The organism is Sphingobium aromaticiconvertens (assembly GCF_037154075.1).
GTDB lineage: Bacteria > Pseudomonadota > Alphaproteobacteria > Sphingomonadales > Sphingomonadaceae > Sphingobium > Sphingobium aromaticiconvertens.
Genome location: NZ_JBANRJ010000001.1, coordinates 3,748,732 through 3,774,380, shown reverse-complemented (window position 1 = coordinate 3,774,380; position 25,649 = coordinate 3,748,732). Strand labels below are relative to the sequence as shown.

20 protein-coding genes are annotated in these 25,649 nt (G+C 59.3%); 14 read left to right on the top strand and 6 right to left on the bottom strand.

Annotated elements, in window-relative coordinates; all coding sequences use genetic code 11:
- Positions 1-32: 32 nt before the first annotated feature.
- From WFR25_RS18025 to lpdA, 8 genes are all read left to right on the top strand, one after another.
- Positions 33-821, top strand: a complete 789-nt coding sequence (locus WFR25_RS18025) for a succinate dehydrogenase iron-sulfur subunit (protein ID WP_336972774.1) — start codon at positions 33-35, stop codon at positions 819-821.
- A 5-nt stretch (positions 822-826) separates the two neighbouring features.
- A complete protein-coding gene (locus tag WFR25_RS18020; protein ID WP_336972772.1) occupies positions 827-1,285 on the top strand; it encodes a PaaI family thioesterase in 459 nt (152 codons plus the stop codon).
- Complete coding sequence (gene zapE / locus WFR25_RS18015) at positions 1,282-2,394, top strand: cell division protein ZapE (RefSeq protein WP_336972770.1); 1,113 nt, start codon at positions 1,282-1,284, stop codon at positions 2,392-2,394. Before WFR25_RS18020 ends, zapE begins: the two co-directional genes overlap by 4 nt.
- 341 nt (positions 2,395-2,735) lie before the next feature.
- Entirely contained in the window at positions 2,736-3,698 is a 963-nt protein-coding gene (mdh, locus tag WFR25_RS18010) for a malate dehydrogenase (protein WP_336972768.1), read from the top strand.
- Between the two features lie 96 nt (positions 3,699-3,794).
- Positions 3,795-4,679: a succinate--CoA ligase subunit alpha gene (gene sucD / locus WFR25_RS18005; RefSeq protein WP_336972766.1), complete on the top strand. Its 885-nt coding sequence runs from the start codon at positions 3,795-3,797 to the stop codon at positions 4,677-4,679.
- A gap of 82 nt (positions 4,680-4,761) precedes the next feature.
- Positions 4,762-7,557, top strand: a complete 2,796-nt coding sequence (locus WFR25_RS18000; RefSeq protein ID WP_336972765.1) for a 2-oxoglutarate dehydrogenase E1 component — start codon at positions 4,762-4,764, stop codon at positions 7,555-7,557.
- An 8-nt stretch (positions 7,558-7,565) separates the two neighbouring features.
- Positions 7,566-8,801 (top strand): 2-oxoglutarate dehydrogenase complex dihydrolipoyllysine-residue succinyltransferase, encoded by a 1,236-nt coding sequence (gene odhB / locus WFR25_RS17995; RefSeq protein WP_336972764.1) that lies wholly within the window; start codon positions 7,566-7,568, stop codon positions 8,799-8,801.
- 108 nt (positions 8,802-8,909) lie between these two features.
- The gene (gene lpdA, locus WFR25_RS17990; protein ID WP_336972763.1) at positions 8,910-10,310 is read left to right on the top strand and encodes a dihydrolipoyl dehydrogenase; all 1,401 of its coding nucleotides are present in this window, start codon (positions 8,910-8,912) and stop codon (positions 10,308-10,310) included.
- Between the two features lie 101 nt (positions 10,311-10,411).
- Here lpdA and galE read toward each other — a convergent pair whose 3' ends face one another.
- From galE to WFR25_RS17975, 3 genes are all read right to left on the bottom strand, one after another.
- On the bottom strand, positions 10,412-11,425 hold the full coding sequence (galE, locus tag WFR25_RS17985; protein WP_336972762.1) for a UDP-glucose 4-epimerase GalE: 1,014 nt from the start codon (positions 11,423-11,425) through the stop codon (positions 10,412-10,414).
- 70 nt (positions 11,426-11,495) lie between these two features.
- On the bottom strand, positions 11,496-12,257 hold the full coding sequence (locus tag WFR25_RS17980) for an enoyl-CoA hydratase/isomerase family protein (RefSeq protein WP_336972760.1): 762 nt from the start codon (positions 12,255-12,257) through the stop codon (positions 11,496-11,498).
- On the bottom strand, positions 12,254-12,922 hold the full coding sequence (locus tag WFR25_RS17975) for an HAD family hydrolase (protein WP_336972759.1): 669 nt from the start codon (positions 12,920-12,922) through the stop codon (positions 12,254-12,256). The genes WFR25_RS17980 and WFR25_RS17975 overlap by 4 nt, the downstream gene beginning before the upstream one ends.
- A gap of 94 nt (positions 12,923-13,016) precedes the next feature.
- Here WFR25_RS17975 and glmU point away from each other — a divergent pair, with 94 nt between their 5' ends.
- From glmU to glmS, 3 genes are all read left to right on the top strand, one after another.
- Positions 13,017-14,363, top strand: a complete 1,347-nt coding sequence (gene glmU, locus WFR25_RS17970) for a bifunctional UDP-N-acetylglucosamine diphosphorylase/glucosamine-1-phosphate N-acetyltransferase GlmU (protein ID WP_336974962.1) — start codon at positions 13,017-13,019, stop codon at positions 14,361-14,363.
- Positions 14,364-14,443: 80 nt separating this feature from the next.
- Positions 14,444-15,226, top strand: a complete 783-nt coding sequence (locus WFR25_RS17965; RefSeq protein WP_336974961.1) for a metallophosphoesterase — start codon at positions 14,444-14,446, stop codon at positions 15,224-15,226.
- Positions 15,227-15,338: 112 nt separating this feature from the next.
- Positions 15,339-17,162, top strand: coding sequence for a glutamine--fructose-6-phosphate transaminase (isomerizing) (gene glmS / locus WFR25_RS17960; protein ID WP_336972756.1), 1,824 nt, complete (start codon positions 15,339-15,341; stop codon positions 17,160-17,162).
- Between the two features lie 693 nt (positions 17,163-17,855).
- Here glmS and WFR25_RS17955 read toward each other — a convergent pair.
- Positions 17,856-18,616, bottom strand: a protein-coding gene (locus WFR25_RS17955; RefSeq protein ID WP_156028742.1) for an IS5 family transposase whose coding sequence is annotated in 2 segments (ribosomal slippage) — positions 17,856-18,283 and positions 18,283-18,616 — 762 coding nt in all. Because the reading frame shifts where the segments join, the coding sequence is not laid out codon by codon here.
- A gap of 315 nt (positions 18,617-18,931) precedes the next feature.
- Between WFR25_RS17955 and WFR25_RS17950 the strand changes: the two genes are divergently transcribed.
- Positions 18,932-20,248 (top strand): O-antigen ligase family protein, encoded by a 1,317-nt coding sequence (locus WFR25_RS17950; protein ID WP_336972754.1) that lies wholly within the window; start codon positions 18,932-18,934, stop codon positions 20,246-20,248.
- Here WFR25_RS17950 and WFR25_RS17945 read toward each other — a convergent pair.
- Entirely contained in the window at positions 20,228-21,517 is a 1,290-nt protein-coding gene (locus WFR25_RS17945) for a lipopolysaccharide biosynthesis protein (protein WP_336972752.1), read from the bottom strand. The genes WFR25_RS17950 and WFR25_RS17945 overlap by 21 nt on opposite strands.
- A gap of 129 nt (positions 21,518-21,646) precedes the next feature.
- Between WFR25_RS17945 and WFR25_RS17940 the strand changes: the two genes are divergently transcribed.
- Together WFR25_RS17940 and WFR25_RS17935 are read left to right on the top strand one after the other, a co-directional pair.
- Positions 21,647-22,720, top strand: a complete 1,074-nt coding sequence (locus WFR25_RS17940) for a polysaccharide pyruvyl transferase family protein (protein ID WP_336972751.1) — start codon at positions 21,647-21,649, stop codon at positions 22,718-22,720.
- Complete coding sequence (locus WFR25_RS17935) at positions 22,611-23,810, top strand: alginate lyase family protein (RefSeq protein ID WP_336972750.1); 1,200 nt, start codon at positions 22,611-22,613, stop codon at positions 23,808-23,810. The genes WFR25_RS17940 and WFR25_RS17935 overlap by 110 nt, the downstream gene beginning before the upstream one ends.
- Positions 23,811-24,034: 224 nt before the next feature.
- On the opposite strand, the gene WFR25_RS17930 is transcribed toward WFR25_RS17935, so the two are convergent.
- Positions 24,035-25,402 carry a sugar transferase gene (locus tag WFR25_RS17930; protein WP_336972748.1) on the bottom strand — a complete coding sequence of 456 codons (1,368 nt, stop codon included), beginning with the start codon at positions 25,400-25,402 and terminating at the stop codon, positions 24,035-24,037.
- Between the last annotated feature and the right edge of the window lie 247 nt (positions 25,403-25,649).

Sequence of the window (25,649 nt, the reverse complement as noted above, 5' to 3'; positions counted from 1 at the left end):
GGTTAAGCAATGCAAGATGGGATTGATGGTCGATGGCCGAATTTGCTCTGCCCAAGAACAGCAAGATCAGCGGCAAGGGTGTGAAGCACCCCGCCCCCGCGGGCGCAGCCAATGTCAAGAGCTTCAAGGTCTATCGCTACGATCCCGACTCGGGGCAGAACCCGCGCTATGACACGTTCGACATCGACCTGGACAATTGCGGGCCGATGGTTCTGGACGCGCTGATCAAGATCAAGAATGAATATGATCCGTCGCTGACCTTCCGCCGGTCCTGCCGCGAAGGCATTTGTGGTTCCTGTTCGATGAACATGAACGGGCGCAATGGCCTGGCCTGCACTACTTCGATCGAGGAATGTTCGGGCAAGGAAGTGCGGATCACGCCGCTGCCGCATATGGACGTGATCAAGGATCTGGTCCCTGACTTCACGCATTTCTATGCCCAGTATAATTCGATCCAGCCCTGGCTGAAGACCGTGTCGCCGCCGCCATCGGGTAAGGAGCGTCTCCAGTCGCCCGCCGAGCGCGAGAAGCTGGACGGCTTGTATGAGTGCATCCTGTGCGCCTGCTGCTCGACCAGTTGCCCCAGCTATTGGTGGAATTCGGACAAGTTCCTTGGTCCGGCGATCCTGCTTCAGGCCTATCGCTGGCTGGCTGATAGCCGCGACGAATATACGGGCGAGCGTCTGGACGAATTGGAAGATCCCTTCCGCCTCTATCGCTGCCACACCATCATGAACTGCGCCAATGTCTGCCCCAAGGGTCTCAGCCCCGCCAAGGCGATTGCCGAGACGAAGAAGATGATGGTCGAGCGTCAGCTCTGATCGGCGTGAGTGACGGTGTTATAGGCGGCGTCCCGCTGACCGAAGGGCAATGGGCAGGCTGGGCCGCATGGTCCGACCCGCATTCCGACACCTTTCTGCAGGCGATCGGTCGCAGCTATTTGCGCAGCGACGCGCCCGGACGGGCGCAGGTTGCGCTGGAGACGCGGCCCAGTCATCGCAACCGGCTCGATGCACTGCATGGCGGGTTCATCGCGGCCTTTGCCGATCATGCGTATTTTGGTGCCTTGTGGGCGATGGGTCATGTCGCCCAGGTCAATGGCGTGACCGTCGATCTTTCGATGCAATATCTGGGTTCGGGACGCGTAGGATCGATCCTGCTGGCGAACGTGGACTTGCTTCGTGAAACCGGGCGGTTAATGTTCCTGCGCATGTTGATCACACAGGATGGGGAGCCGGTCGCGGCGTCGAGCGCCACCATTCGCAAGGCTTCCACGCCACGATGACGAGCGTGATTGCCCGATACCGTGCGCTGGTGGCGGCAGGCGAATTGCGTGCCGATCCTGATCAGGCCGCCGCCGCCGAGCGGCTGGACCGATTGCAGCAGGAAATGGAAGCGGCACCGCCACGCGGATCGACGCTGTGGAAGATGTTGCGCAAGGCGCCGGAGCCGCCGCGCGGACTTTACATGTTCGGGGGTGTTGGGCGCGGGAAATCGATGTTGATGGATCTGTTCTTCGACGCGGTGAACGTCCAGCGCAAGAAGCGCGCCCATTTTCACGAATTCATGCTGGACGTTCACGCCATGCTGGCGGAAGCGCGCAAGTCGGAGAGCGGTGATCCGATCCCGCAGGTCGTGGCCGTGCTGGCCGATCAGGCGCGGCTGCTGTGCTTTGACGAAATGGTCGTCAACAATATGGCGGACGCGGCGATCATGTCGCGGCTGTTCGCCGGATTGCTGGCGGCGCGGGTGACGATCGTCACCACGTCCAACCGCGCGCCCGATGAACTGTACAAGAACGGCCTCAATCGCCAGCTTTTCCTGCCCTTCATCGCGCTGATCAAGGATCGGCTGGATGTGATGACGCTGGACGGGCCGACCGATTATCGGCTCGACCGGCTGGGTGATGCGACCTTGTGGCATTCACCCAACGGCCCCGAAGCAACAGCCGCCCTGAGCGAAGCCTTTTTCCGCCTGACCGATTACCCGCCGAGCGATCGCGCCAATGTACCTGCCGAGGACATCATGGTGCAGGGTGGGCGGATGCTGCATGTGCCCAAGAGCCTGAAGGGGGTCGCTGTATTTTCTTTCAAGCGGCTATGCGTCGAGGCGCGGGGCGCGCCGGACTATCTGGCGATCGCGCGCAAATATCATACGGTGATCCTCGTCGGTATCCCGGTGTTGGGACCGGAGAAGCGGAACGAGGCGGCGCGGTTCGTGACGCTGATTGACTCGCTTTATGAATATAAGGTCAAGCTGCTGGCGTCCGCGGATGCGCAACCTGTGGCGCTGTATCCCGAGGGCGATGGGGCATTCGAGTTCGAGAGGACCGTGTCGCGCCTGATGGAAATGCAGTCGAACGACTATCTGGCGCTGGGCCACGGCCCGAAATAGCTTATCGGGTGCGAGTTTTTACCGGGCCAGCCGCGACCGGGGCTTTCCGAAATTGCCCCACTTTCCCGCATCGTCTCAATACACGCCGGGTTCATCGCAACCTGTCACAGAAAATACCGACCGTCGCTTTATGAAGGCGACGGTCGGCAAGGCTGTGCTGCAGGGAAGGGCAAGGGGCAGGGTAGGACCCCAGGCCGGACAGCAGAATCAGGTTCTAATGCAATTGCGAATGAATTGCAAAGATAATTGACCGTCCACATGTCTCTTCGGTTGAAACCTTTACAATATGGGCTTAAGCGGGCGGCAATTCCAAATATCCATGCTTTGGAGGATGATTGCATATGGCCCGTAAGAAGATCGCGCTCATTGGCGCAGGCAATATCGGTGGCACGCTGGCGCACCTCGCCGCGCTGAAGGGGCTAGGCGACATCGTCCTGTTCGACGTCGTAGAAGGTGTGCCCCAGGGTAAGGCACTGGACCTGTCGCAGTGCGGCCCGGTCGAAGGCTTTGATTCCACGATTACGGGTTCCAACGATTACGCGGACATCGCAGGTGCGGACGTTATCATCGTCACCGCCGGCGTTGCTCGCAAGCCGGGTATGAGCCGCGACGATCTGTTGGGCATCAACCTGAAGGTCATGAAGGCCGTGGGAGAGGGCATCAAGAGCAACGCCCCTGACGCCTTCGTCATCTGCATCACCAACCCGCTCGACGCGATGGTGTGGGCGCTGCGCGAATTTTCGGGCCTGCCACACAACAAGGTTGTCGGCATGGCAGGCGTGCTGGACTCGGCGCGCTTCAGCCACTTCCTGGCCGATGAGTTCAAGGTGTCGGTCAAGGACGTCACCAGCTTCGTGCTGGGCGGCCATGGCGACACGATGGTCCCGGTCATCGCTTATTCGACCGTTTCGGGTATTCCGGTTCCCGATTTGATCAAGCAGGGCCGCTCCACGCAGGAGCGCATCGACGCCATCGTCGCACGCACCCGTTCGGGCGGGGGCGAGATTGTCGGCCTGCTCAAGACCGGTTCGGCCTTTTACGCGCCCGCCACCAGCGGCATCGCGATGGCTGAGGCCTATCTTTATGACAAGAAGCGGGTTCTGCCCTGCGCGGCCTATGTCGAAGGCAAATATGGTCTGGACGGCCTGTATGTCGGCGTTCCGGTTGTGATCGGCGCTGGCGGCGTCGAGCAGATCGTCGAAATCGCGCTGGACGAGGAGGCCAAGGCCAATCTCACCGTGTCGGTCGATGCAGTCAAGGAACTGCTGGTGGCCTGCAAGGGGATCGACTCCTCGCTCGCCTAAGCCAAAAAGCTTGCACCGATCCGCGCCGGGTGAGTGCGCAGCCTGGGGCGGATCGAACCACTTAATTGCCACGTCACTGCGAAGCGAGGGGCATATATGTCCATTCTGATCGACAAAAACACCAAGGTCATCACCCAGGGGATGACCGGTGCCACCGGTACCTTCCATACCGAGCAGGCGCTGGCATACGGCACGCAGATGGTTGCAGGCGTGACCCCCGGCAAGGGCGGCACGAGCCATATCGGCCTGCCCATGTACGACACCGTTGCGGAAGCCAAGTCGAAGACCGGCGCTGACGCCTCAGTCATCTACGTTCCGCCGCCATTCGCCGCCGATTCCATCCTGGAAGCGATCGACGCCGAAATCCCGCTGATCGTCTGCATCACCGAGGGTATTCCGGTTCTGGACATGGTGCGCGTGAAACGCGCCCTGTCGGGCAGCAAGTCGCGCCTGATCGGCCCGAACTGCCCCGGCGTCCTGACTCCCAACCAGTGCAAGATCGGCATCATGCCCGGCAGCATCTTCAAGGCAGGCACCGTGGGCGTCGTTTCGCGCTCGGGTACGCTGACTTATGAAGCGGTGTTCCAGACCAGCAATGCGGGTCTGGGCCAGACCACGGCTGTTGGCATTGGCGGTGACCCGGTCAACGGCACCAACTTCATCGACGTGCTGGAACTGTTTCTGGCCGACGACGCAACCGAATCGATCATCATGATCGGCGAAATCGGCGGCGACGCCGAGGAGCAGGCTGCACAGTTCCTGATCGACGAGGCCAAGAAAGGCCGCAAGAAGCCAATGGCTGGCTTCATCGCGGGCCGCACGGCGCCTCCGGGCCGTCGCATGGGCCATGCCGGCGCGATCGTATCGGGTGGCAAGGGCGATGCGGAAAGCAAGATCGCGGCAATGGAAGCCGCGGGTATCAAGGTTGCCGCCAGCCCGTCGGAGCTGGGCACCACGTTGCTTGAAGTACTGAAGGGCTAATTGGCCGAAGAGCGGTCGGGCTGCACCCCGGCCGCTCCTTTCCCGCTCCGCGACTGCACGCGGCTCGGATGGGATGAGAGACATGGGTTACGAGAATCAGGATTTTGAGGTTGAGGAAGGCCCAAGCTGGGCGAAGCCCAACTGGCCACTCAGCGATACCGACGATCTGACCGGGGCGCTTGACCCCACGCAGATGCAGGTTGCCGTCAAGGCCGCGGCCAAGGCAAGCGGCAAGGCCGTTTCCGAGGCGGACATCGCGGAGGCTGCGGGCGACGCGATCCGCGCACAACTCCTGATCCGTACCTATCGCGTGCGTGGGCATCTGGCCGCGAACCTCGACCCCCTGGGGCTGACACAGCGCGAGCTTCCCGCCGACCTGACGCCGGAATATCACGGCCTGACCGACCTTAAGAAGAAGGTCTTTTTGGGTGGATCGCTGGGCCTGGACTTTGCGACCGTCGCTGAGATCGTCGACATTCTGCGCGCGAATTATTGTGGCAATGTCGGCCTGGAATATATGCACATCGCCGATGTGGAGGAGCGCCGCTTCCTGCAGGAGCGCATGGAAGGCAAGCACAAGGAAATCATCTTCACGCCGGAGGGCAAGAAGGCGATCCTGGCCAAGGTCATCCAGGGCGAGCAGTATGAAAAGTTTCTGGGCCGCAAATATGTCGGCACCAAGCGCTTTGGCTTGGACGGCGGCGAATCCATGATCCCCGCGCTCGAAGCGGTCATCAAATATGGTGGCGCGTCGGGCGTGAAGGAAATCGTGTTCGGCATGGCCCATCGTGGCCGCCTGAACGTGCTGGCCAATGTGATGGCCAAGGGCTTTCGCGTCATTTTCCACGAATTTTCGGGCGGCACGGCCAACCCGGAGGATGTGGGTGGTTCGGGCGACGTGAAATATCATCTGGGCACCTCCACCGATCGCGAGTTTGACGGGATCAAGGTGCATATGTCGCTGGTTCCAAACCCCTCTCATCTGGAAACGGTCGACCCGGTCGTTCTGGGCAAGGTCCGCGCGCAACAGGTGTTCCGCGACGATCTCATCAAGCATGAGCAGGTTTTGCCCGTGCTGATCCATGGTGACGCGGCCTTCGCCGGCCAGGGCATCGTCTGGGAATGCCTCGGCTTCTCGGGCATTCGCGGTTATAATACCGGCGGTTGCATCCATTTCGTGGTCAACAACCAGGTCGGCTTCACCACCTCGCCCCAGTTCGCCCGTTCGTCGCCCTATCCGAGCGACGTGGCGAAGGGGGTTCAGGCGCCGATCCTGCACGTCAATGGCGACGATCCCGAAGCCGTGACCTTCGCGTGCAAGCTGGCGATGGAATATCGCCAGACCTTTCACCGCGACGTTGTGATCGACATGTGGTGCTATCGCCGCTTCGGCCATAATGAGGGCGACGAGCCTTCGTTCACCCAGCCGCTGATGTATGCGAAGATCCGCCAGCATCCGCCGGTCAGCGACGTCTATTCTGCGCGGCTGATGGCGGAAGGCGTGGTCGACGATGATTTCGTCGCCAAGACGACGGGCGATTTCGTCAACCATCTGGAAGAAGAGTTCGAGGCGGCCAAGAGCTATAAAGCGAACAAGGCCGACTGGTTCGCGGGCCGTTGGTCCGGGCTGCACAAGCCCGCCGACGCGGAAACGACGCGCCAAAGCGTGGAGTCGGGCATCACGTCCAAGCTGTTCGACAGCCTTGGCCGAACGCTGACCACCGTTCCTGAGGGGCATGTCGTCCACAAAACGTTGCAGCGCGTGCTGGACGCCAAGGCGGAGATGTTCAAGCAGGGTGCCAATTTCGACTGGGCGACCGGCGAGGCGCTGGCATTCGGCGCGCTACTGACCGAAGGCTATGGCGTGCGTCTGTCCGGTCAGGATTCGGGGCGTGGCACTTTCAGCCAGCGTCACTCGGTCTGGGTCGACCAGAATACGGAAGCCAAATATATCCCGCTTTCGACCGTGCCGCATGGCCGGTTTGAGGTGCTGGATAGCCCGCTGTCCGAATATGGCGTGCTGGGCTTTGAATATGGTTATGCGCTGGCGGACCCCAAGAGCCTGGTTCTGTGGGAAGCGCAGTTCGGCGACTTCGCCAATGGTGCGCAGATCGTCTTCGACCAGTATATCGCTTCGTCGGAAAGCAAGTGGTTGCGGGCCAACGGTCTCGTCTGCCTGCTGCCGCACGGCTATGAAGGGCAGGGGCCTGAGCATAGCTCCGCGCGTCTGGAACGTTTCCTTCAGCTCTGTGCCGAGGGCAATATCCAGGTCGCCAACTGCACGACACCGGCCAATTACTTCCACATCCTGCGCCGTCAGATGCTGCGGAGCTTCCGCAAGCCGCTGATTATCATGACGCCCAAGTCGCTGCTGCGGCATAAGCTGGCGGTGAGCAAGGCCGAGGATTTCCAGGGCGATACGCATTTCATGCGCATCCTGTCGGATACCAATCCGGCGCCAGACAAGGAAACGAAGCGGCTGGTGCTGTGTTCGGGCAAGGTCGCCTATGACCTGATCGAAGCGCGCGATGCGGCGGGGGACAAGAATACCCAGATCGTCCGTATCGAGCAGCTTTATCCCTTCCCGACCGAGGCCCTCGCCATACGCCTGAAGCGCATGCCGAACCTGGAGGAAGTGATCTGGTGTCAGGAGGAGCCCCGCAACAATGGCGGCTGGTTCCATGTCGAACCCTATATCGAGGAAGCGCTCGTCGAGGCCGATCGGGCACCGATGCGCGCGCGCTATGCGGGCCGCAAGGCATCCGCGTCCCCTGCAACGGGTCTGGCCAAGCGCCATGTCGCCGAACAGGGCGCCCTCGTCGCCGATGCGCTGGGTCACAGCGTTCGTGAAGAAATCCGCCGCCAGAAGAAAGGCTGAGACAGCTCATGGCAACCGAAGTCAAAGTCCCCACGCTGGGCGAATCCGTTACCGAAGCAACCGTTGGACAGTGGCTGAAAAAGCCCGGTGAGGCCGTCGCGCTCGACGAGCCGATTGTCAGCCTGGAAACCGATAAGGTGGCGGTCGACGTACCCGCGCCTGTTGCCGGTACGCTGGGCGACATCATCGCCAAGGAAGGCGATACGGTGAACGTCGGCGCGCTGCTCGCCACCATCAACGAGGGTGCGGCCGCTGCTGCCGCGCCTGCCGCAGTCCCCGCTGCCAAGGCGGAGGCCGCCGCGCCTGCGCCCGCAGCCTCTGCGACCGTGTCGGACGATGAGGAAGGTGGCAATCTGACGCTTTCCCCCGCCGTGCGCCGTCTGGTGCTGGAACATGGTCTGGACCCGAGCAAGATTAAAGGCACAGGCAAGGATGGCCGCCTGACCAAGGATGATGTGACGGCGGCTATGGCCTCCGGCACCGCCAAGGCGAGCGAATCTGCCGCTTCGACCGCCGCCGCGCCTGCCGCGTCGTCGGGTCCAAGCCGCGGGCAGGAGCGGGTCAAGATGACCCGCCTGCGCCAGACGGTCGCCAAGCGCCTGAAGTCGGCGCAGGAAACCGCCGCGCTGCTCACAACCTTCAACGATGTCGACATGACCGCCGTCATCGAAGCGCGGGCCAAATATAAAGACCTGTTCGAAAAGAAGCATGGCGTGCGCCTGGGCTTCATGGGCTTCTTCACCAAGGCGGTGACGATGGCCCTGAAGGACATCCCCGCCGTCAACGCGCAGATCGAGGGCGACGAGATCGTCTATAATGATTTCGCCGACATCTCGGTCGCGGTGTCCGCGCCCAATGGTCTGGTAGTGCCGGTCATCCGCAATGCCGAAAGCCTGAGTGTTGCCGAGATCGAGAAGACGATCGGCACCTATGGCAAGAAGGCCAAGGAAGGCCAGTTGACGATGGAAGATATGAAGGGCGGCACCTTCACTATCTCCAACGGAGGCGTGTTCGGATCGCTGATGTCGACCCCGATCATCAACCCGCCCCAGTCGGCGGTGCTGGGCCTTCACCGGATTGAGGATCGTCCGGTCGTTCGCGACGGACAGGTCGTGGTTCGCCCGATGATGTATCTGGCATTGAGCTATGATCATCGCCTGATTGACGGTCGTGAGGCCGTGACCTTCCTGGTTGCGGTGAAGAATGCGATCGAAGACCCGACGCGTATCCTGATCGACCTGTAATCATCCTTTCACCGTTCGGGCCGAGCCTGTCGAAGCCCCGCCCTTCTTTGCTAAGGGCAAAAGAAGAAGTACGACCCTTCGACAGGCTCAGGGCGAACGGAGATTGATATGGCTGAGTTCGACTATGACGTGCTGGTGATCGGTGCTGGTCCCGGTGGCTATGTGGCGGCGATTCGCGCGGCGCAGCTGGGGTTGAAGACCGCCTGCGTTGAAAGCCGGGAGACGCTGGGCGGCACCTGCCTGAATGTCGGGTGCATCCCATCCAAGGCGCTGCTCCATGCGTCCGAACTCTACGAGGAAGCGGTGAGCGGCAAGCTCGCCAAGCTGGGTGTCAAGATCGACAAGATGTCGCTCGACCTGCCCGCGATGCAGGCGCAGCGCGTGGATGCGGTCAAGGGCCTGACCGGCGGCATCGAGTTTTTGTTCAAGAAGAACAAGATCGACTGGATCAAGGGGCTGGCCAGTTTCACCGGTCCCAACACGGTCGACGTCGCGGGCAAGGCCGTGACGGCCAAAAATATCATCATCGCCACCGGATCGTCCGTCACGCCGTTGCCGGGCGTCGAAGTCGATAATGCGGGCGGCAAGATCGTCGATTCCACCGGCGGACTGGAACTGGACAAGGTGCCGGGTCACATGGTCGTGATCGGCGGCGGCGTCATCGGGCTGGAGCTTGGCTCGGTGTGGCGTCGCGTTGGCGCCAAGGTGACGGTGGTGGAATATCTCGACCAGATCCTGCCCGGAATGGATGGCGAAATCCGCAAGGAAGCCAACAAGATCTTCAAGAAGCAGGGCTTCGAATATAAGCTGTCGACCAAGGTCACGGGCGCAAAGGTGAAGGGCAAGGGCGTTGTCCTGACCGTCGAACCCGCCGCCGGTGGTGAGGCCGAGACGATCGAGGCCGATGTCGTGCTGGTATCGATCGGTCGTCGTCCGAACACCGAAGGCCTTGGCCTCGACAAGATCGGCATCGAACTGAACCAGCGCGGGCAGATCGAAACCGATCATGATTTCGCGACCAAGGTGTCCGGCGTCTGGGCGATTGGTGACGTGATCCCCGGCCCGATGCTGGCGCACAAAGCCGAGGACGAGGGGATTGCCGTGGCCGAGAATATCGCGGGCCTGACTGGTATCGTGAATCATGACCTGATCCCCGGCGTCGTTTATACCTGGCCCGAAATCGCAGGCGTCGGCCTGACCGAAGAAGCGGCCAAGGAGAAGGGGGCTATCAAGGTCGGCAAATTCCCGATGATGGCCAACAGCCGCGCCAAGACCAATCATGAGCCGGACGGCTTTGTGAAGATCATTGCCGACGCCGACACCGACAAGGTGCTGGGCGTCTGGATCATCGCATCGGTGGCGGGCACGATGATCGCGCAGGCGGTGCAGGCCATGGAGTTCGGCGCGTCGAGCGAGGACATCGCCTATACCTGCCACGCGCATCCCACGCACAGCGAAGCGATCAAGGAAGCCGCAATGGCGGTGATGGGCAAGCCCATCCATATGTGATCGTCTGTCCTGCAAGACTGGGTTGTTAAAGGGCCGCCGCTCCGACAAGGGAGGGGCGGCCCTTTGCTATCTGAAGCCGGCGGCCCGGTGCGATCTACCCGTCAACTACCGCGAATCTCGCTCAGCTTGCGTTCCCAGGCGAGAGCATGGTTCACGATCGCGTCGAGATCGGCATAGCGCGGATGCCAGGGGAAGCGGGCCATGATGGCGCGATTGTCGGATATCAGCGACGGCGGATCGCCGGCGCGGCGGCCCTCCAGCTTCCGCTCGATCGTCAGATTGGTGACGCGATCGACTGCATCCAGCACCTCAAGCACTGAAAAGCCCCGGCCATAACCGCAATTGAGCAGGTGATTTTCGGATGGGTTGGCGATCAATGCCTCCAGCGCCAGCACATGGGCGGACGCCAGATCGCTGACATGGATATAGTCGCGCACACCCGTACCATCGGGCGTATCGAAATCGGTGCCGAACACACCGACATGACCGCGCTTGCCCAGCGCGGCTTCCACCGCGACCTTGATGAGATGGGTGGCGCCAGCGGTCGATTGACCGGTGCGCGCTTGCGGATCGGCGCCCGCGACGTTGAAATAGCGCAGAGCACAATAGTTCATCGGATGCGCGAAGGCGATGTCGTGGAGCATATGCTCCGTCATCAGCTTCGACATGCCATAGGGATTGATCGGGCGTTGCGGGCAATCCTCGTCGACGGGGCTTGTCTCTGGAATGCCGTAAGTTGCTGCGGTCGACGAGAAGATGAAATGGCGCACGCCGCACCGGACCGCGCTTTCGATCAGGCTGCGGCTGTTGGCGGTGTTGTTACGGTAATATTTGAGCGGATCCTCGACCGATTCAGGCACGATGATCGAACCGGCGAAATGCATGATCGCAGCCACATGATGGTCGCGCAGCGCCTTTTCGACCAAGGGCTGGTCGGCGATATCCCCTTCCACGAAGGCGACGTCATCGGGGATCGCAAAGCGGAAGCCGGTGATCAGATTGTCGACGACGACGACGGCATAGCCCGCGTCACGCAGAGCCAGCACAGCATGGCTGCCGATATAGCCCGCGCCCCCTGTGACGAGGACGGTCGGCTTGTTCGATGATGTTTGCAAAGGTCTTCCCCGACTGTGGCGCACAGGCTTGCTATCGGGCGATCCTGACACGGTCAATCTTACGATCTGGTTAGAAGACGGGCTTGCGCTTGTTGCGGAAGGCGGCGACCCCTTCGGTGAAGTCCGGCAGGGTGAAGGCGTCGCGGAAGAGGGCAAGGGTTGCGTCGTCGTCATCGGCCTGTCCATCGAGGATGCGGGTGATGATGGTTTTGGCCGATCGCACGCTATGCTGGGCGTTGGCGGCGATGGTGTGGGCAAGCGCGTCGGCAGCGGTGAGCGGGTCGGTGGAAAGGTCATCGACCAGGCCGATCGACAGAGCCTGTTCCGCGTTTATCAAGGCTCCTGTGAAAAGGATGCGCTTTGCCCGCGCGGGGCCGACCAGATCGACCAGCAGCTTCGTGTCGAACAGTGAATAGACGATGCCGAGCTTTGCAGGTGTGACGCCAAGACGCGCGACGGGGGCGGCAATGCGAATGTCGCAGGCCATCGCAAGGCCACAGCCGCCGCCGATACAGTCGCCATCGATCGCGGCGATCACCGGTTTCTCGGCGTGGGCAAGGGCATATTGGCTGGATCGGATCGCGGCCTGATTGGCCACGCGCCAGCTTTCCTGCCCACTATGACTGGCGAACTCGTCAATGTCGGCGCCCGCGCAGAAGAGGCCGGGCGTAGCGGAGGCAAGGATGAGAACGCGCACGCTGTCGTCCGCCATCGCCTGCGCTACCAGTGTGGGCAGAAGCTGCCACATGGACTGGTTCATGGCGTTGCGGCGATCGGGACGGTCGATGAGCAGCCGGGCGAGGGCGCCGTCCCGTTCCAGCCGCAGGGTCACGCCTTCCAGTCCGTCAGCAGGGGCACGAGATCATCGAAATGGTGAATGACGGCGTCTGCCTCCAGATTCTCGATCGGCCCTTCCAGAAAGCCGAAGCTGACGGCGATGCTGGGCATGCCGGCGTTGCGTGCGCCGGCGATGTCGTTGATCGTATCGCCGACGAAGATCGTTCGCCCGCCGCCCGCGCGCTGCGCCATGGCGTGGATCGGGGCGGGGTCAGGCTTGGCGATGCCGACCGTGTCGCCGCCGATGATGGCGGCAAAGCGGTCAGCGAGGCCCAGTTGGTGCATCAGGGGCACGGCGAAGCGCTCCGCCTTGTTGGTGCAGATCGCCATTTTCACGCCTGCCGCGTCGAGCGCGTCCATCGCGGCCATCAGGCCCGGATAGGGAATGGAATGAATGGCGAGATTCTGGCTGTAATAATCGAGCAGGATCGGCAGGGTTTGCGCCAGCACTTCGTCGGTATAACCGCCCGAGGCGTCGAGCGCCCGTTCCAGCATGACCCGCGCGCCGCGCCCGACAAAGGGGCGGATCGCGTCAGGCGGATAGGGCGGGCGGCCGATCGTGCCGATCGCATAATTTACGGCAGCGGCAAGGTCGCCGCTGGTGTCGATCAGGGTGCCATCGAGGTCGAAGCCAACGATATCGAAAGGAATCTGCGTCATCGCGCAATCCCATGCCGCCTACGCGGTGGCATATGCAAGCCAAACATGGCAGTCGGGGGATAATCGGATCGTTAGAGAAGAACAGAGAGTCGGTATCGTGACCCATCGCCCCCTTGCCGTCATCATCCTTGCCGCAGGGCAAGGTACGCGCATGAAGTCATCGCGGCACAAGGTGCTGCACCCGATTGCGGAGCGGCCGATGCTGTTGCACCTGATCGCCAGCGTGGCGCAATTGCAGCCCGAGCGGCAGGTCGTCGTCGTGGGTGCGGGCCGCGAGCAGGTGGAACAGGCGGTCGCTGGCACCGGCGCGGTGATCGCGGTGCAGGACAAGCAACTGGGCACTGGCCATGCCGTCGCGCAGGCGCATGACGCGCTGGCCGGGTTCGCGGGCGATGTGCTGATCCTTTATGGAGATGTGCCGCTGGTCAGTGCTGCCACGATGCGCGCCATGCTGGATCGCCTTAGCAGGGGTGACGAGCCGCGCGCGGTCGTGCTGGGTTTTCGGCCGGAGGATACCGCCGCTTATGGCCGGATCATCGCCGACGGGCAGGGCCTTATCCAGAAGATGGTCGAATATAAGGATGCGAGCGACGCGGAACGCGCGGTGACGCTGTGTAATAGTGGATTGATGGCGGTGCGATCGACGGACCTGTTCGTGCTGCTGGACGCGATCGGCAACGACAATGCAGCGGGCGAATATTATCTGCCCGACATCGTCATGCTGCCCGGCGCGCAGAGTGCGGTGATCGAGACAGATGCCTGGGAAGTGGCGGGCGTCAACAGCCGCGCCGAACTGGCGGCGGTAGAAGCAGATTGGCAGACACGGCGGCGTTTGGAGGCGATGCGCGACGGGGTGACGCTGGTCGCGCCGGAAACGGTCTTCTTCGCGCATGACACGCAACTGGGCCGCGACGTGACGATCGAGCCGAATGTCGTCTTTGGACCCGGCGTCAGCATAGCCGACGATGTGGTAATCCACGCCTTTTCCCATCTGGAGGGGGCAAGCATAGAGAGCGGGGCACAGATCGGTCCCTATGCGCGGCTGCGTCCGGGCGCACAGATCGGTACGAAGGCAAAGGTCGGCAATTTCGTCGAGATCAAGAAAGCTGTGCTGGAAGCGGGGGCGAAGGTCAGTCATCTGTCCTATATCGGCGATGCGCGGGTTGGCGCGGAGGCCAACATCGGCGCGGGGACGATCACCTGCAATTATGACGGCTTCTTCAAATATAAGACGGACATTGGCGCGGGGGCCTTCATTGGCTCCAACAGCGCGCTGGTCGCGCCGGTCACGATCGGCGACGGCGCGATTGTCGCGGCGGGATCGGTGGTGACCAGCGATGTGGAGGCGGATGCATTGTGCCTGGTGCGACCCGTGCAGGAGGCCAAGTCCGGCTGGGCCGCGCGGTTCCGCGCGAAGATGCAGGCGCGCAAAAAAGGGTGAGCGGATTGCTGCTCGCGCTCCGTCGCCTGGGGTTGGCGATAGCGATCCTGGGGGGGCTTTGCATCGCCATCCTTTGGTGGATGTTCGCCAACGCTCAAGCAATGCCGATCGTGCGGCATACGGAGGTCATACTGCCCTTCCCGGTGGACGCGCCACGTCGGCCCGTGACGGTGGCGCTGCTGACGGACTCCCATCTGTCCGGTCCCGACAATGGTCAGAAGCGGATGGCCCGGATCGTCGCGGAGATCAATGCATTGAAACCCGACCTTATCGTGTTGGGTGGCGATTACATGGGTGATGATAAGGGTGGGGCGACCTTTTCGCCGGGAGGCTCCATCGCGGCTTTCGCACGGCTGCGCGCGCCGTTGGGGACGGTCGCGGTGCTGGGCAACCATGATATCAATCGCAAGAAGCAGTTGCCGAACCGGTCCGCATGGGCGCGCGGTTTTGCCGCATTGGGTATCACGCTGCTCGATAATCAGGCGGTGCGGCGTGGGCCGTTGGCCGTTGGCGGGCTTCGCGATGTCTATACGGGCAAGCCTGACGTGCCGGGCACGCTGGATGCCATGCACGCGCTGGGCGGGGCGCCGCTGCTGCTGTCGCATGGGCCAGACCTCTTCCCGCGGCTGGGCGACGATGCGCCGATCCTGATGCTGGTCGGCCATACCCATTGCGGGCAGATTGCCATGCCCTTTTACGGCGCCATCTATGTTCCATCTAAATATCGCACGCGTTATGCTTGCGGCGTGTATCGGCAAAGGGCGGCGACGATGGTCGTCTCTGCCGGGGTCGGCACCAGCGGACTGCCTTTGCGGGCCTTTGCGCCGCCTGACATCTGGCTCATCACTGTTCGCCCGCAATAGCGCCGCTTTAGCCAATATCGCCCTGTTGCGCGTACCGCGACCATGGCATAGGCAAACGGCACGCGGGCATCGCGTTCATCCTTTTTCAGACGTTTCGGGGCATCAGGCATCCATGTGCGGAATCATTGGAATCGTGGGCAAGGAAACCGTCGCCGAGCGGCTGGTCGATGGCCTCAAGCGGCTGGAATATCGCGGTTATGACAGCGCGGGCGTGGCGTCCATCGACGATGGGGTGATCGCGCGGCGCCGGGCCGAGGGTAAGCTGGTCAATCTGGTCAAGGAACTGCGCGATGCGCCCCTGCCGGGGAATATCGGCATAGCGCATACCCGCTGGGCCACCCATGGCGCGCCGACGACGAGCAACGCGCACCCCCATGCGACGCGGGAGGTGGCGCTGGTCCACAATGGGATCATCGAGAATTTCAAGGTGTTGCGCGACGAACTGATCGCGAAAGGCCGCACCTTCGACAGTCAGACCGATACCGAGGTGGTCGCCCATCTGGTCAGCGATCTGGTGGAACAGGGCGTTGAACCCAGGGATGCGGTCGCGCAGGTGCTGCCGCGCCTGAATGGCGCTTTCGCGCTGGCGATCCTGTTCCGCAGCCATCCCGACCTGCTGATCGGCGCGCGATTGGGATCGCCACTGGTGGTCGGCTATGGCGATGGTGAAACTTATCTGGGGTCCGATGCTCTGGCGCTGGCGCCGCTGACTCAACGGATCGCCTATCTGGAGGAGGGCGACTGGGTCGTCATCACTCGGACGGGCGCGGAAATATTCGACAAGGATAATCACCCAGTCGAGCGGCCGGTGACCCTCTCCGGCGTGTCGGGCGCGTTGATCGACAAGGGTAACCATCGCCACTTCATGCAGAAAGAGATTTACGAGCAGCCCGTCGTGGTCGCCCAGACGCTCAAATCCTACCTGCGGCGGATGGAAAATCAGGTGTCGCTGCCCGACATGGAATTCGATCTTGGCAGCGTGAAGCGGATCACGATCGTCGCCTGCGGCACCAGCTTTTACGCGGGGCTGGTGGCAAAATACTGGTTCGAGAAGTTCGCGCGCATCCCCGTCGACATCGATGTAGCGAGCGAGTTTCGCTATCGTGACCCGGTGCTGGAAAAGGGCGGCCTTGCTCTCTTCATCAGCCAGTCGGGCGAGACCGCGGATACGCTGGCGGCGCTGCGTCATGCGAAGGCTGCGGGGCAGGTGATCGCGGTCGTCGTCAACGTGCCGACCAGCTCGATGGCGCGGGAGGCGGACCTGCTGCTCCCGACCCATGCCGGGCCGGAGATCGGCGTTGCATCGACCAAGGCGTTCACGTGCCAGCTTGCCGTGCTGGCGGCGCTGGCGGCCAATCTGGCGCGGGCGGGGGGACGGCTGACGCCCGAAGAAGAGGCACAGATCGTCTGGCATCTGTCCGAAGCGCCCGCCGCCATGAACGAGGCACTGTCCCATGATGGTGAGATTGAGGCGATGGCCCATCTGATCGCGCCTGCGCGCGACGTGCTGTATCTGGGCCGTGGTCCTGACTATCCGATGGCGCTGGAAGGCGCGCTGAAGCTCAAGGAAATCAGCTATATCCATGCCGAGGGCTACGCAGCGGGCGAGATGAAGCACGGTCCTATCGCGCTGATCGACGATGCAGTGCCGGTGATCGTGATCGCACCCAGCGGGCCGTTGTTCGAAAAGACCGTCAGCAACATGCAGGAGGTGCAGGCACGTGGCGGCAAGGTCGTGCTGATCTCCGACGCGGAAGGGATCGCCCAGGCGGGCGAGAATTGCATGGCGACGATCGAGATGCCCAAGGTCCACCCGTTGATCGCGCCATTGGTCTATGCCGTGCCGGTGCAGTTGCTGGCCTATCATGTCGCGGTGGCCAAGGGTACGGATGTCGATCAGCCTCGTAATCTGGCAAAATCCGTCACGGTAGAATGAGGGAAGGGAGTACGCCGACCTTCTGTATGACGAGGCGATCTGCTGGACCTTCTGCCCCGCGCGAGATGCATTATTTGCAGGCGGGCATCGCATCACAGGAAGAGGCTGCCCGGTTTATCGGTCGCCATGTGCGGCGCATACTGCGGTAGATGTGAAGCGTGACGGTCATTTCCTCCCGCGCGCCGAGATGAAATGATTCCCGCTATATCTACATCATATGCTTAAATCCGAATTGCTATAGGACGCGCCCAACCGTCTTAAATCTTCAGGGCCAGCGTCCTCGCTTTCTGCAATACCGTTGCTTCCAGCCCAAGTCCTGGCGAATATCGTTATCAGAGCAGCCAGAAGGATGAGGCTTGCTACTAAAAAAAAGAGGGTAGATGCGAAGGTAAATTCGAAGGATTGCAATAGAAAATCGACAATCCTTATGTCGCTGTATATGGAAAAAATTAACATCATTGCGGTGCTGGAAAAAGCGACCAACAGAAAAATGCGGATGAAAAGATAACTTTGTACAATTCTGGACATGATTTTATATTATATCAAATAGATTAATAAAATATCTCATAAAGTATGATGATGATATGGTGGGATGATAAATATCTTCTACAAAATTTGAAAATTTAGGAATGTTTAAGAGCGTATCGTGACCGCTCCATGCTGCAAAAGCGGGGCTTGCCCTAGGGTCAGGACTCATTGATTGATCCAGAATATAACGGTCGCGGCGATGCAGATGGCGGACATGAAGGTATGGGCGCAACGATCGTAGCGCGTGTGGATGCGCCGCCAGTCCTTGATCCTGCCGAACATATTCTCGACTTTGTGCCGCTGTCTATAGAGCGCCGTGTCGTGTGGAATGGGCACTTTCCGGTTCCCCTTTGACGGGATGCAGGCCGTGATCTTGCGGTCGGCCAGTGCCGCGCGGAACCAGTCGGCGTCATAGCCCTTGTCGCCCAGCAGGACCTTTGCCTTCGGGAAGGCATCGATCATCAGTGCAGCGCCCTTATAATCGCTCATCTGCCCTTCACTGAGCAGCATGATGAGCGGTCGGCCTTTGCCATCGCATACGGCATGTAGCTTGGAGTTCAGGCCGCCTTTGGTGCGTCCGATACGTCGGGGAACATCCCCTTTTTAAGCAGGCTTGCCGCCGTCCGGTGTGCTTTCAGGTGGGTTGCATCGATCATCAACTGGTCGGGCTTGCCGCCCTTTGCTGCCAAGCCAGCGAAGATTTTGTTGAACACGCCGAGCCTGCTCCAGCGGATGAAACGATTGTAGATCGTCTTGTGTGGGCCATACTCCTTGGGCGCGTCGCGCCACATCAGCCCGTGCTTGATGACGTAAATGATCCCAGACACTATCCGCCGATCATCCACTCTTGGCACCCCATGAGACAAGGGAAAATACGGCTCGATCCGGCGCATCTGCGCCTCACTCAGCAGAAACGGAACATCCATCGGCAGCGCCTCCTAACGCTGCTATTGAATCAACCCATCACCCAATGCGCAAGCAATTTAACAGGTCCTGACCCTAGCTGGTCCAGCCGCCCTGCAAGAACCCAATGCGAACGAAGGAAAGGAGCCGGGGGGCAAAGAAGTGCCTGCCTTTGCTGGAGTGCTGCTTCACGGAATGTTAGTAATCAGTCGTCATGGGTTACCGAAACCTGCTTTCACCTCTTATGATCAGAATTCTATGGCCTTGCTATGTTGGCTATACCAATTGATGATTTTTGGGGTCGGGATTTCGGAATGGTCACGTGGGGGCGTAAAGGCATGACGGCAATCAGCGAAAAAAACATGTCTGCCGATTTGCCGCACTATTCCAAGCTGTGGGCCTCCAACAAAATGTCGGCCTTCATTCCAAAATATGAAAAGACCGCCGCGCAGATTTTCCTTTTCGGGGTACTGGCCCTGGAACTGCAATTTCTGAATGGTGCTGTTAACTTTGGCAATTTGGTTATGTGTGCAGCGTCGATCTGCGCAATTATATGCATGCTCTACGGTGGGCGCGTGGAAAGATGGAACTTTCCACGGTTTCTAGCCGTCGACTATGTCTATTTTGTTTATGTCGCCTGGTGTATTCTGTCGATGGCCTGGTCGGCTTCACCCACAAACACAGCAGTCCAGAGTGTTTACCTTGCCTTGCTATGGGTGGGTTGTGTTTATATCAGCAGGGTGCCGATAGACTATATCGTCCGGATCGTAATCTGGTCGGCGTTCGTTCTGGCGCTGGTTTCCTTCGCCATGATAGTGGTCGCGCCTGGGCTGGCTTTCCAGCCTTTTTCATCAACCGGTTTCCCTGAGCTGCGCGGTGTATTCAAGCATCAGCTCCGCTTGGGCGCCTATATGTCGGTTGCTCTGGTTTTCATGGGCATTGCATTCCTCAACGGAAACCTGCGTGAAGTGGTTAGCAAGCGAAACTATGTCTGCGTCATCGTCGGGCTGGTGCTTGCGGCTTGCGCGGCCGCAGCGTTGGCGCGGTCCTACAGCGCTTATGCTCTGCTTGCGGCCGCTCTGGGATATTTCCTGTCGAAAAGAGGTGCCTTGGGTTGGGCGTCGGTAATCGCGCTCATCATATTAACGGTCGCGATAGTCTGGAACTCGGAAGCTCTTTTCCAGTGGTTCGGCGATGAAACGGGTGATCCAACGCTGACGGGGCGCACGCGAATCTGGGAAGTCACCCTCCAGGCCTATAATGAAGGATCGCATCTGCTGGGAAAAGGCTATGGCAGTTTCGATCTGCCGGCTTTCGATCATATGTGGAACAGGTATCGGCCGCCCCATCCCCACAACTCCTTCATCAATGCTCTGTTTGAGACCGGCATGATCGGCGCCTTTCTGACCAGCGCTTTTCTGCTCGCCCAATTGCTGTCCGGCATTCGCAGCGGGCGATTGCTTGGGCGAAACTCCTATGCCGTATGTCTTGTGCTCATGTCCTTTCTGGCCAGCCTGACGGGCGTCAATTATGCAGGCAAGCCGGTAGTCCTCTTTGCCTTGACGATGCTGATTGTCCGTTCCGAAGCACTGACTGCATCCAAGGTGGCTTCGACGTTACGACGGTCGCGGCGATCACGACCTTTGCCGACTTGAAACGCGCTTTTTGAGCTTTCGGATGGCACCTGAAAAGTCTGGCACCGCATCGGCCATCCCTATCCCGAACATCTTGCGACATATGACGGCATAGCTGATGCAAGCAATGATCTGCCCGGACACCAGTCCGATACTTGCACCCACTGCACCCCAGCGCGGGACGGCTAATGCGCAGACCAATATGTTCGCCACAACGCCCAGTCCTGCAATGCCGCCACTTAGCCAAGGCTTCCCCATGCCTGAAAGCACGCTGTTCATCACGCGCGTAACGGCAGCGGGGGCTAACCCCAGACTAAGAATGATCAGTGGCACCTTGGCATCCACATAGGCTGCGCCCAGCGCGATGTTCACCATCAGCGGCGCGGCCACGGCCATCACCACTCCGGCAAGTAGAAACATGACAAATATGCCGACGGCGGTTCGCACAGCAACGCGGAAATTGGCCTGTGGATCCGCCGCGCGCGCCGTCTCTGAAAAGAGAACGACGGCGGCGGCCGTTGCAACGTCCAGGAAAATCTCGGTAGCCCTCTGCGCTGCAAAAAAGTTGCCGATCTGCGCGTCCTTCCCTGCACCATCAAGGAAGAAAAGTCCGACCCTGCCCTGGAGCGAGATAAGAAAAAGCGAGATGGCATAGACGAGTCCGATCCGTATCATCCGGTAGAATTCAGTCGGGCTGGGTCGTCTAATATCGGCGCCGCGAAAAGTTTTGAGCAAGACCCAGGGGATGAACACGGCATAGCCAAGCGCAAATGTGACAAGAGCCGTCACCAGATTTAGATTGTTGGTCAGCCACAAAGCGAAAACCAGGGCGGCTTGTAAAAGGCGCGGGCCTGCATCGGCGCCGGCGAACAGCGACGTCTGTCCTCTGCCCAGAAATATGCCCTGCATCAAAGATATGCATAGAACACATGCAACCGACAGCCAGATTGCCCAGCGCTCCGCAGCACTAAAGGCAGAGATTTGCCCCTCGTTGAACCACCATACCGATAAACAGCATCCCACTGTCAGTAGTGGCAAGACCATCAAGCTGGTTAGCGCCGCTTGCCCATCGCTAATGCTGCCCTTTCCGACAAGCTGCACAGCCGCTTGTCGCAATCCCAGATTTCCGATGACTCCCATCAAAAATACTGACGCCGTGATTATGCCATAACTGCCGAAGCCTTCGGGAGATAAGGCGCGGGCTAATAAAATAAAATATGCCAACTGGACAAATCTAATCAAATATCGGGAAGCAATAACTATGATTGTCTTCCGCGCCATAGATTTCATTATGTAAATTCCCGCCCGTTAGTAGAAAATTTGTAGCTTTCTATCATCATGCGATCGACCGGGCAATCTGGGCGAAGATCCGGAAGCAAGCGCTTCAGCGCATCCAGATATTGCAGGATGGACCAATACATGGTTAACGAAAGATTAGATAATGTCAGCTTCCTGCGTTTAAAGACGCAGTTTGAGAATGTTGGCGACGCGCTGATCAACAGAGAACTTTTGCGGAAAATATCGTCCTATTCAGAAATCTATATCGATACATCAAAGGCTCCAATCCATTTTTCAGAAGATGTTATTAATCTTTCTGGATATAATGGCACGGTAAAGCACATAAAATATGGATTTGTTGAGGTAATATACAGGTCCATATCCATATCCCTCAAAGGCCAGAGGGTATATTATTTCTTCCTCCCGAGCGGGATCGGAGGCGAAAAGTCGAGATTATCCTTTGCTACCGGAACGATGATTAATTGCGCCTATCGTTTCATGGCCCTTTTCGGCGTCAATTTTGTGCATCTTGGCGCATCCTACAGCGGACTGGGCCGACGTGCATCTGCGCTGCTGAAGAGCCGCTTGCGGCTGACCAAGATGCATTTAGTCCGGGATAGCGGTACGGTTCTACATCTGGAGGAACTCCGCCTGCGTTGTGACGGCCTGGTACCCGACATGTCGTTCGGCCTCTATGCCAAAGAGCCCAAAAGCATGGACAAGGATGCCATCGCCTTTTCGTTCCGGGTCGACAGAGGCGAGCAGGAGCGTAATTCTGTGGAGAATTTTGTCGATGGCATCGTTGCCCAGTGCTCTGATGAACATCCCCTGCTTTTTATATCCCAGGTCCGCAGGGATGATGCGTTCATGCGTCATCTTGCGAAAAAATATGGCCATCGCCCCGATGTCCAGTTCCTCAAGGCCATGTCCATCGAAGAGACTTTTGACAAATATGGCCGGGCATCGGCTATATATTCCAATCGCCTTCACAGCCTGTTGATGGGCGCCTATATGGGGGCAGCGCCCGTTCCGGTCGTGGACAATCACAAAGATCGAAAAATCATCAGCATCTTCGGAGATATTGGTTTGGCCGAGAACATCGTAAATGTCGGCGACCTTCCCGAAAAAAAACCGCGCCTGGCATATATTAACAGGAGGCTATGCTTTGATGCGAATGCCAAGCTGGATCAGGCGGTTCAAGCTGTATTTCACTGAAGCATTCATGCGTTGCACTAGCGGCCAAACGCTTATGCGGTGGACCGTTTTTTCAATTGCGGCCAGCGTCGCACTGGCAATTCACCCTGCTTTTGCCAGGCAGGGCTTTGCCTGCGAGACCCCTCGTGTCGTTCCTTTGGAAATGGGGGTGAAGGGTCGCTACCTCGCCTCCGACAAGAGCCATTCTCGCTTCGATCCAGAGATGGTGTCCAGCCAGGAAGAGGTCAGGCGAAGGGTCACCTATCCGGTAAGCAAAATCGTGAGCATGGCCGATGCCTATCGCGCGACTTCCGACCCCCTGCGAAAGGCCGATATTTCAAGGTGTCTGCTCGCGCATTTTCTATCGTTACAGCAGACCAATGCCCTGCTTCAGCCGAAAAGCGACAGTGATCATCATTTCGCGACATGGATGACGGCCGCCTTGAGCATTGCCTTTATGAAGGCGGACGACAGCTTCCCGGGAGGCTCAGAGGTCGATCGAATAAAAGCCTATCTGGTCAAGATGTCGAACCTGGTGCGACAATTTTACGTTTCCCGGAACATGAACAGGGTCAACAACCTGCAATATTGGGGCGGCTTGTCTGTCGGCGCGGCGGGCCTTGCCGTGGGTGATTGTACGATGATAGCCTACGCCCGAACTGTGCTAAAGAACGGTCTGGGCGATATCGATGTCGATGGTCTGTTGCCCGAAGAACTGAGGCGTGGTGAGCGCGCGCGTCATTATCACCTTTTCGCCGCCGAAGCGCTGGCCTCGCTCGCCGAGTTGACGGCCATGCCTCTTTCGACAGGCGAGCGCCAGGCGATGGCGAGACTGTCGTGGGCAATCGTGACATCCCATAAGGGGGACGGCGGGTTGATACAGCGCAGATCCGGCGTCAGCCAGGCTCAAGACAAGGATATGACCGGACTGTTGCTGCTCAAGCCATTTTTGGGAGCCGACAGGAAAGCCGCTTCTCTTGCCGATGCTCTAGTCTCCAAAGCCAGGGGCAGCATTTTTTTCCTCGGCGGCGATGTGCGATACATATTGGAATACCGATCCTCTGCGGAAGGGAAACGGGTCCATCGCAATTGCCCTATGCCGACAAGCTGATTGCCTCGGTGTCATCAGGTCTGGCCCCTAATGACCCGTAACCATCGCTTGAGGTGACGAAGCAGCGTGCAGGCATCTATCGCTCGTGCCAACTTGCATACCGTGAAAGCCTGTTAACCCTCGGCGGGCCATCCATTCACTATCTCTCCGGTCGTATTATGGAAGGAAGATGCCCACCAGCAGGCATTCATTCACCATGTCATATTGATGCCGAGCAAGCATGGTCAGAATGCATTCTTGTGCACCAGGACTCTAAGTGTGCCCAGCAGAATAAGAACCTCCCGCATGAACGACCAGTTCTGGATATACTCAAGGTCGGCACGCAGGCGGTTTTCCAGATCCTGTGCTTGTTCGGTCGCGCCCCGGAAACCTCTGACTTGGGCCAGACCCGTTATGCCTGGCTTGAGCGAGTGACGGCACCAGTAAAGCTGGCTGACTTCCCAAAATGGTTTGTTGCCAGCCGTTGAACCCAGGGCATGAGGACGAGGGCCAACAAGGCTCATGTCACCGCGCAGGACATTGATGAGCTGTGGCAGTTCGTCAATGCTGGTACGCCGGATGATGGCGCCGACCTTTGTAATGCGAAGGTCATCACGACTTGCCGAAATCGCGCCGCTATGATCAGTCAGATCATCACGCATGCTCCGAAACTTCATGATCTTGAATAGCCGGTTGCCTCGTCCAACGCGGTCCTGCAGGAAGAAGACGGGGCCAGGGCTTTCCAGTTTGATTGCGATCGCCACGATCAACATAAGGGGCGCCAGCAGGATGAGCGCGGGCGCAGTAATGGCGAGATCGAAAATGCGCTTCTGGGCGCGATTCGCCATGCTGAGAGGGCCTTTGGAAACGATCTGTGTCGAGCGATTCTCGAACGAACCGACGCCGATCACGCCGCTCAGGTCGATGCCAGGGATGATGATTTCTCCCTGAATGTTCGCGCCCTGAAGCAGCAAACGCCATTGCGCGGCGTTTTCGGCCGGGCAGGCTATTACTACGCGATCGAAGGATTGAAGCCAGCAGCCCAGGCGATGCAGCATATAAGGATCGTTGAGGTCGGGCTGAAGGTGGGCTTCCACCGCATCGACGACATGAGCATGGGGCTGAGCCTCAAATGCAACACCATCCTTGATGAGCAGATCGTTGGTGAGATCACCCCGAGCGATCCTGAGAACATAGCTGGCATAAGGGCGTCGCGCGGCGGCCAGCAGAAAAGCGCTGATTACGATGCTGATCGTGAACGGCAGGCGGGAAATCTGATCGCCGACATGGGCGAAGTACAGAAAGCTGTGCGACGCCAGCATCGTCAGTATCATGTGAATCAGGGCTTTTCCGCCCGCAACATTGGGAAACTGCAAGGCCTCCAGCGAATAGGCCTGCCCATTTATGGCTATGCAAAGATAGATGAGTATGACCATCGCGGCGACATTAACGCCGTGGAGGCTTGTCAGGCTGTTGACCGCAAGACCTTCAACAACAAGGAAGGTCATTACGATCAAGGCGCAGTCGAGCAACATCAGGCCGACATAGCTGTGAAGCCGAAACAAACGCTTTGAAGTGGCCGTTGACAGTTTGGCTGTTTCTGTCGTGGGCATTCCGGAAGTTAGGAACAAGCGAACCTCCTTATACCCTCAATGCAGTGAATGATCGTCTGATTGCAATATGTTATCGTGTGTGCGGAACCGGCATATATGCATCGGGTTTCGTAATGGTGTGGGAGCGATTGGTCCATCTTTATCATCTTTCCAACCGATTCAGCCGCTCGCACCGGGCAGCGTCTGCGTGTTGTTCAACGTCTCAAATTCTAGATGTGAGAGGGTTTCCGTATCGCAGGTTGCATTT

What these genes read in the sequence shown, in the direction of transcription:
- WFR25_RS17930 (WP_336972748.1), bottom strand. Translation starts at nt 25,402, where the DNA reads ATGCCCACGACAGAAACAGCCAAACTGTCAACGGCCACTTCAAAGCGT.
- mdh (WP_336972768.1), top strand. Translation starts at nt 2,736, where the DNA reads ATGGCCCGTAAGAAGATCGCGCTCATTGGCGCAGGCAATATCGGTGGC.
- WFR25_RS17975 (WP_336972759.1), bottom strand. Translation starts at nt 12,922, where the DNA reads ATGACGCAGATTCCTTTCGATATCGTTGGCTTCGACCTCGATGGCACC.
- WFR25_RS17965 (WP_336974961.1), top strand. Translation starts at nt 14,444, where the DNA reads ATGTTCGCCAACGCTCAAGCAATGCCGATCGTGCGGCATACGGAGGTC.
- glmS (WP_336972756.1), top strand. Translation starts at nt 15,339, where the DNA reads ATGTGCGGAATCATTGGAATCGTGGGCAAGGAAACCGTCGCCGAGCGG.
- WFR25_RS17940 (WP_336972751.1), top strand. Translation starts at nt 21,647, where the DNA reads ATGGTTAACGAAAGATTAGATAATGTCAGCTTCCTGCGTTTAAAGACG.
- odhB (WP_336972764.1), top strand. Translation starts at nt 7,566, where the DNA reads ATGGCAACCGAAGTCAAAGTCCCCACGCTGGGCGAATCCGTTACCGAA.
- lpdA (WP_336972763.1), top strand. Translation starts at nt 8,910, where the DNA reads ATGGCTGAGTTCGACTATGACGTGCTGGTGATCGGTGCTGGTCCCGGT.
- WFR25_RS18000 (WP_336972765.1), top strand. Translation starts at nt 4,762, where the DNA reads ATGGGTTACGAGAATCAGGATTTTGAGGTTGAGGAAGGCCCAAGCTGG.
- WFR25_RS18025 (WP_336972774.1), top strand. Translation starts at nt 33, where the DNA reads ATGGCCGAATTTGCTCTGCCCAAGAACAGCAAGATCAGCGGCAAGGGT.
- WFR25_RS17950 (WP_336972754.1), top strand. Translation starts at nt 18,932, where the DNA reads ATGACGGCAATCAGCGAAAAAAACATGTCTGCCGATTTGCCGCACTAT.
- sucD (WP_336972766.1), top strand. Translation starts at nt 3,795, where the DNA reads ATGTCCATTCTGATCGACAAAAACACCAAGGTCATCACCCAGGGGATG.
- WFR25_RS17935 (WP_336972750.1), top strand. Translation starts at nt 22,611, where the DNA reads ATGTCGGCGACCTTCCCGAAAAAAAACCGCGCCTGGCATATATTAACA.
- zapE (WP_336972770.1), top strand. Translation starts at nt 1,282, where the DNA reads ATGACGAGCGTGATTGCCCGATACCGTGCGCTGGTGGCGGCAGGCGAA.
- WFR25_RS17945 (WP_336972752.1), bottom strand. Translation starts at nt 21,517, where the DNA reads ATGAAATCTATGGCGCGGAAGACAATCATAGTTATTGCTTCCCGATAT.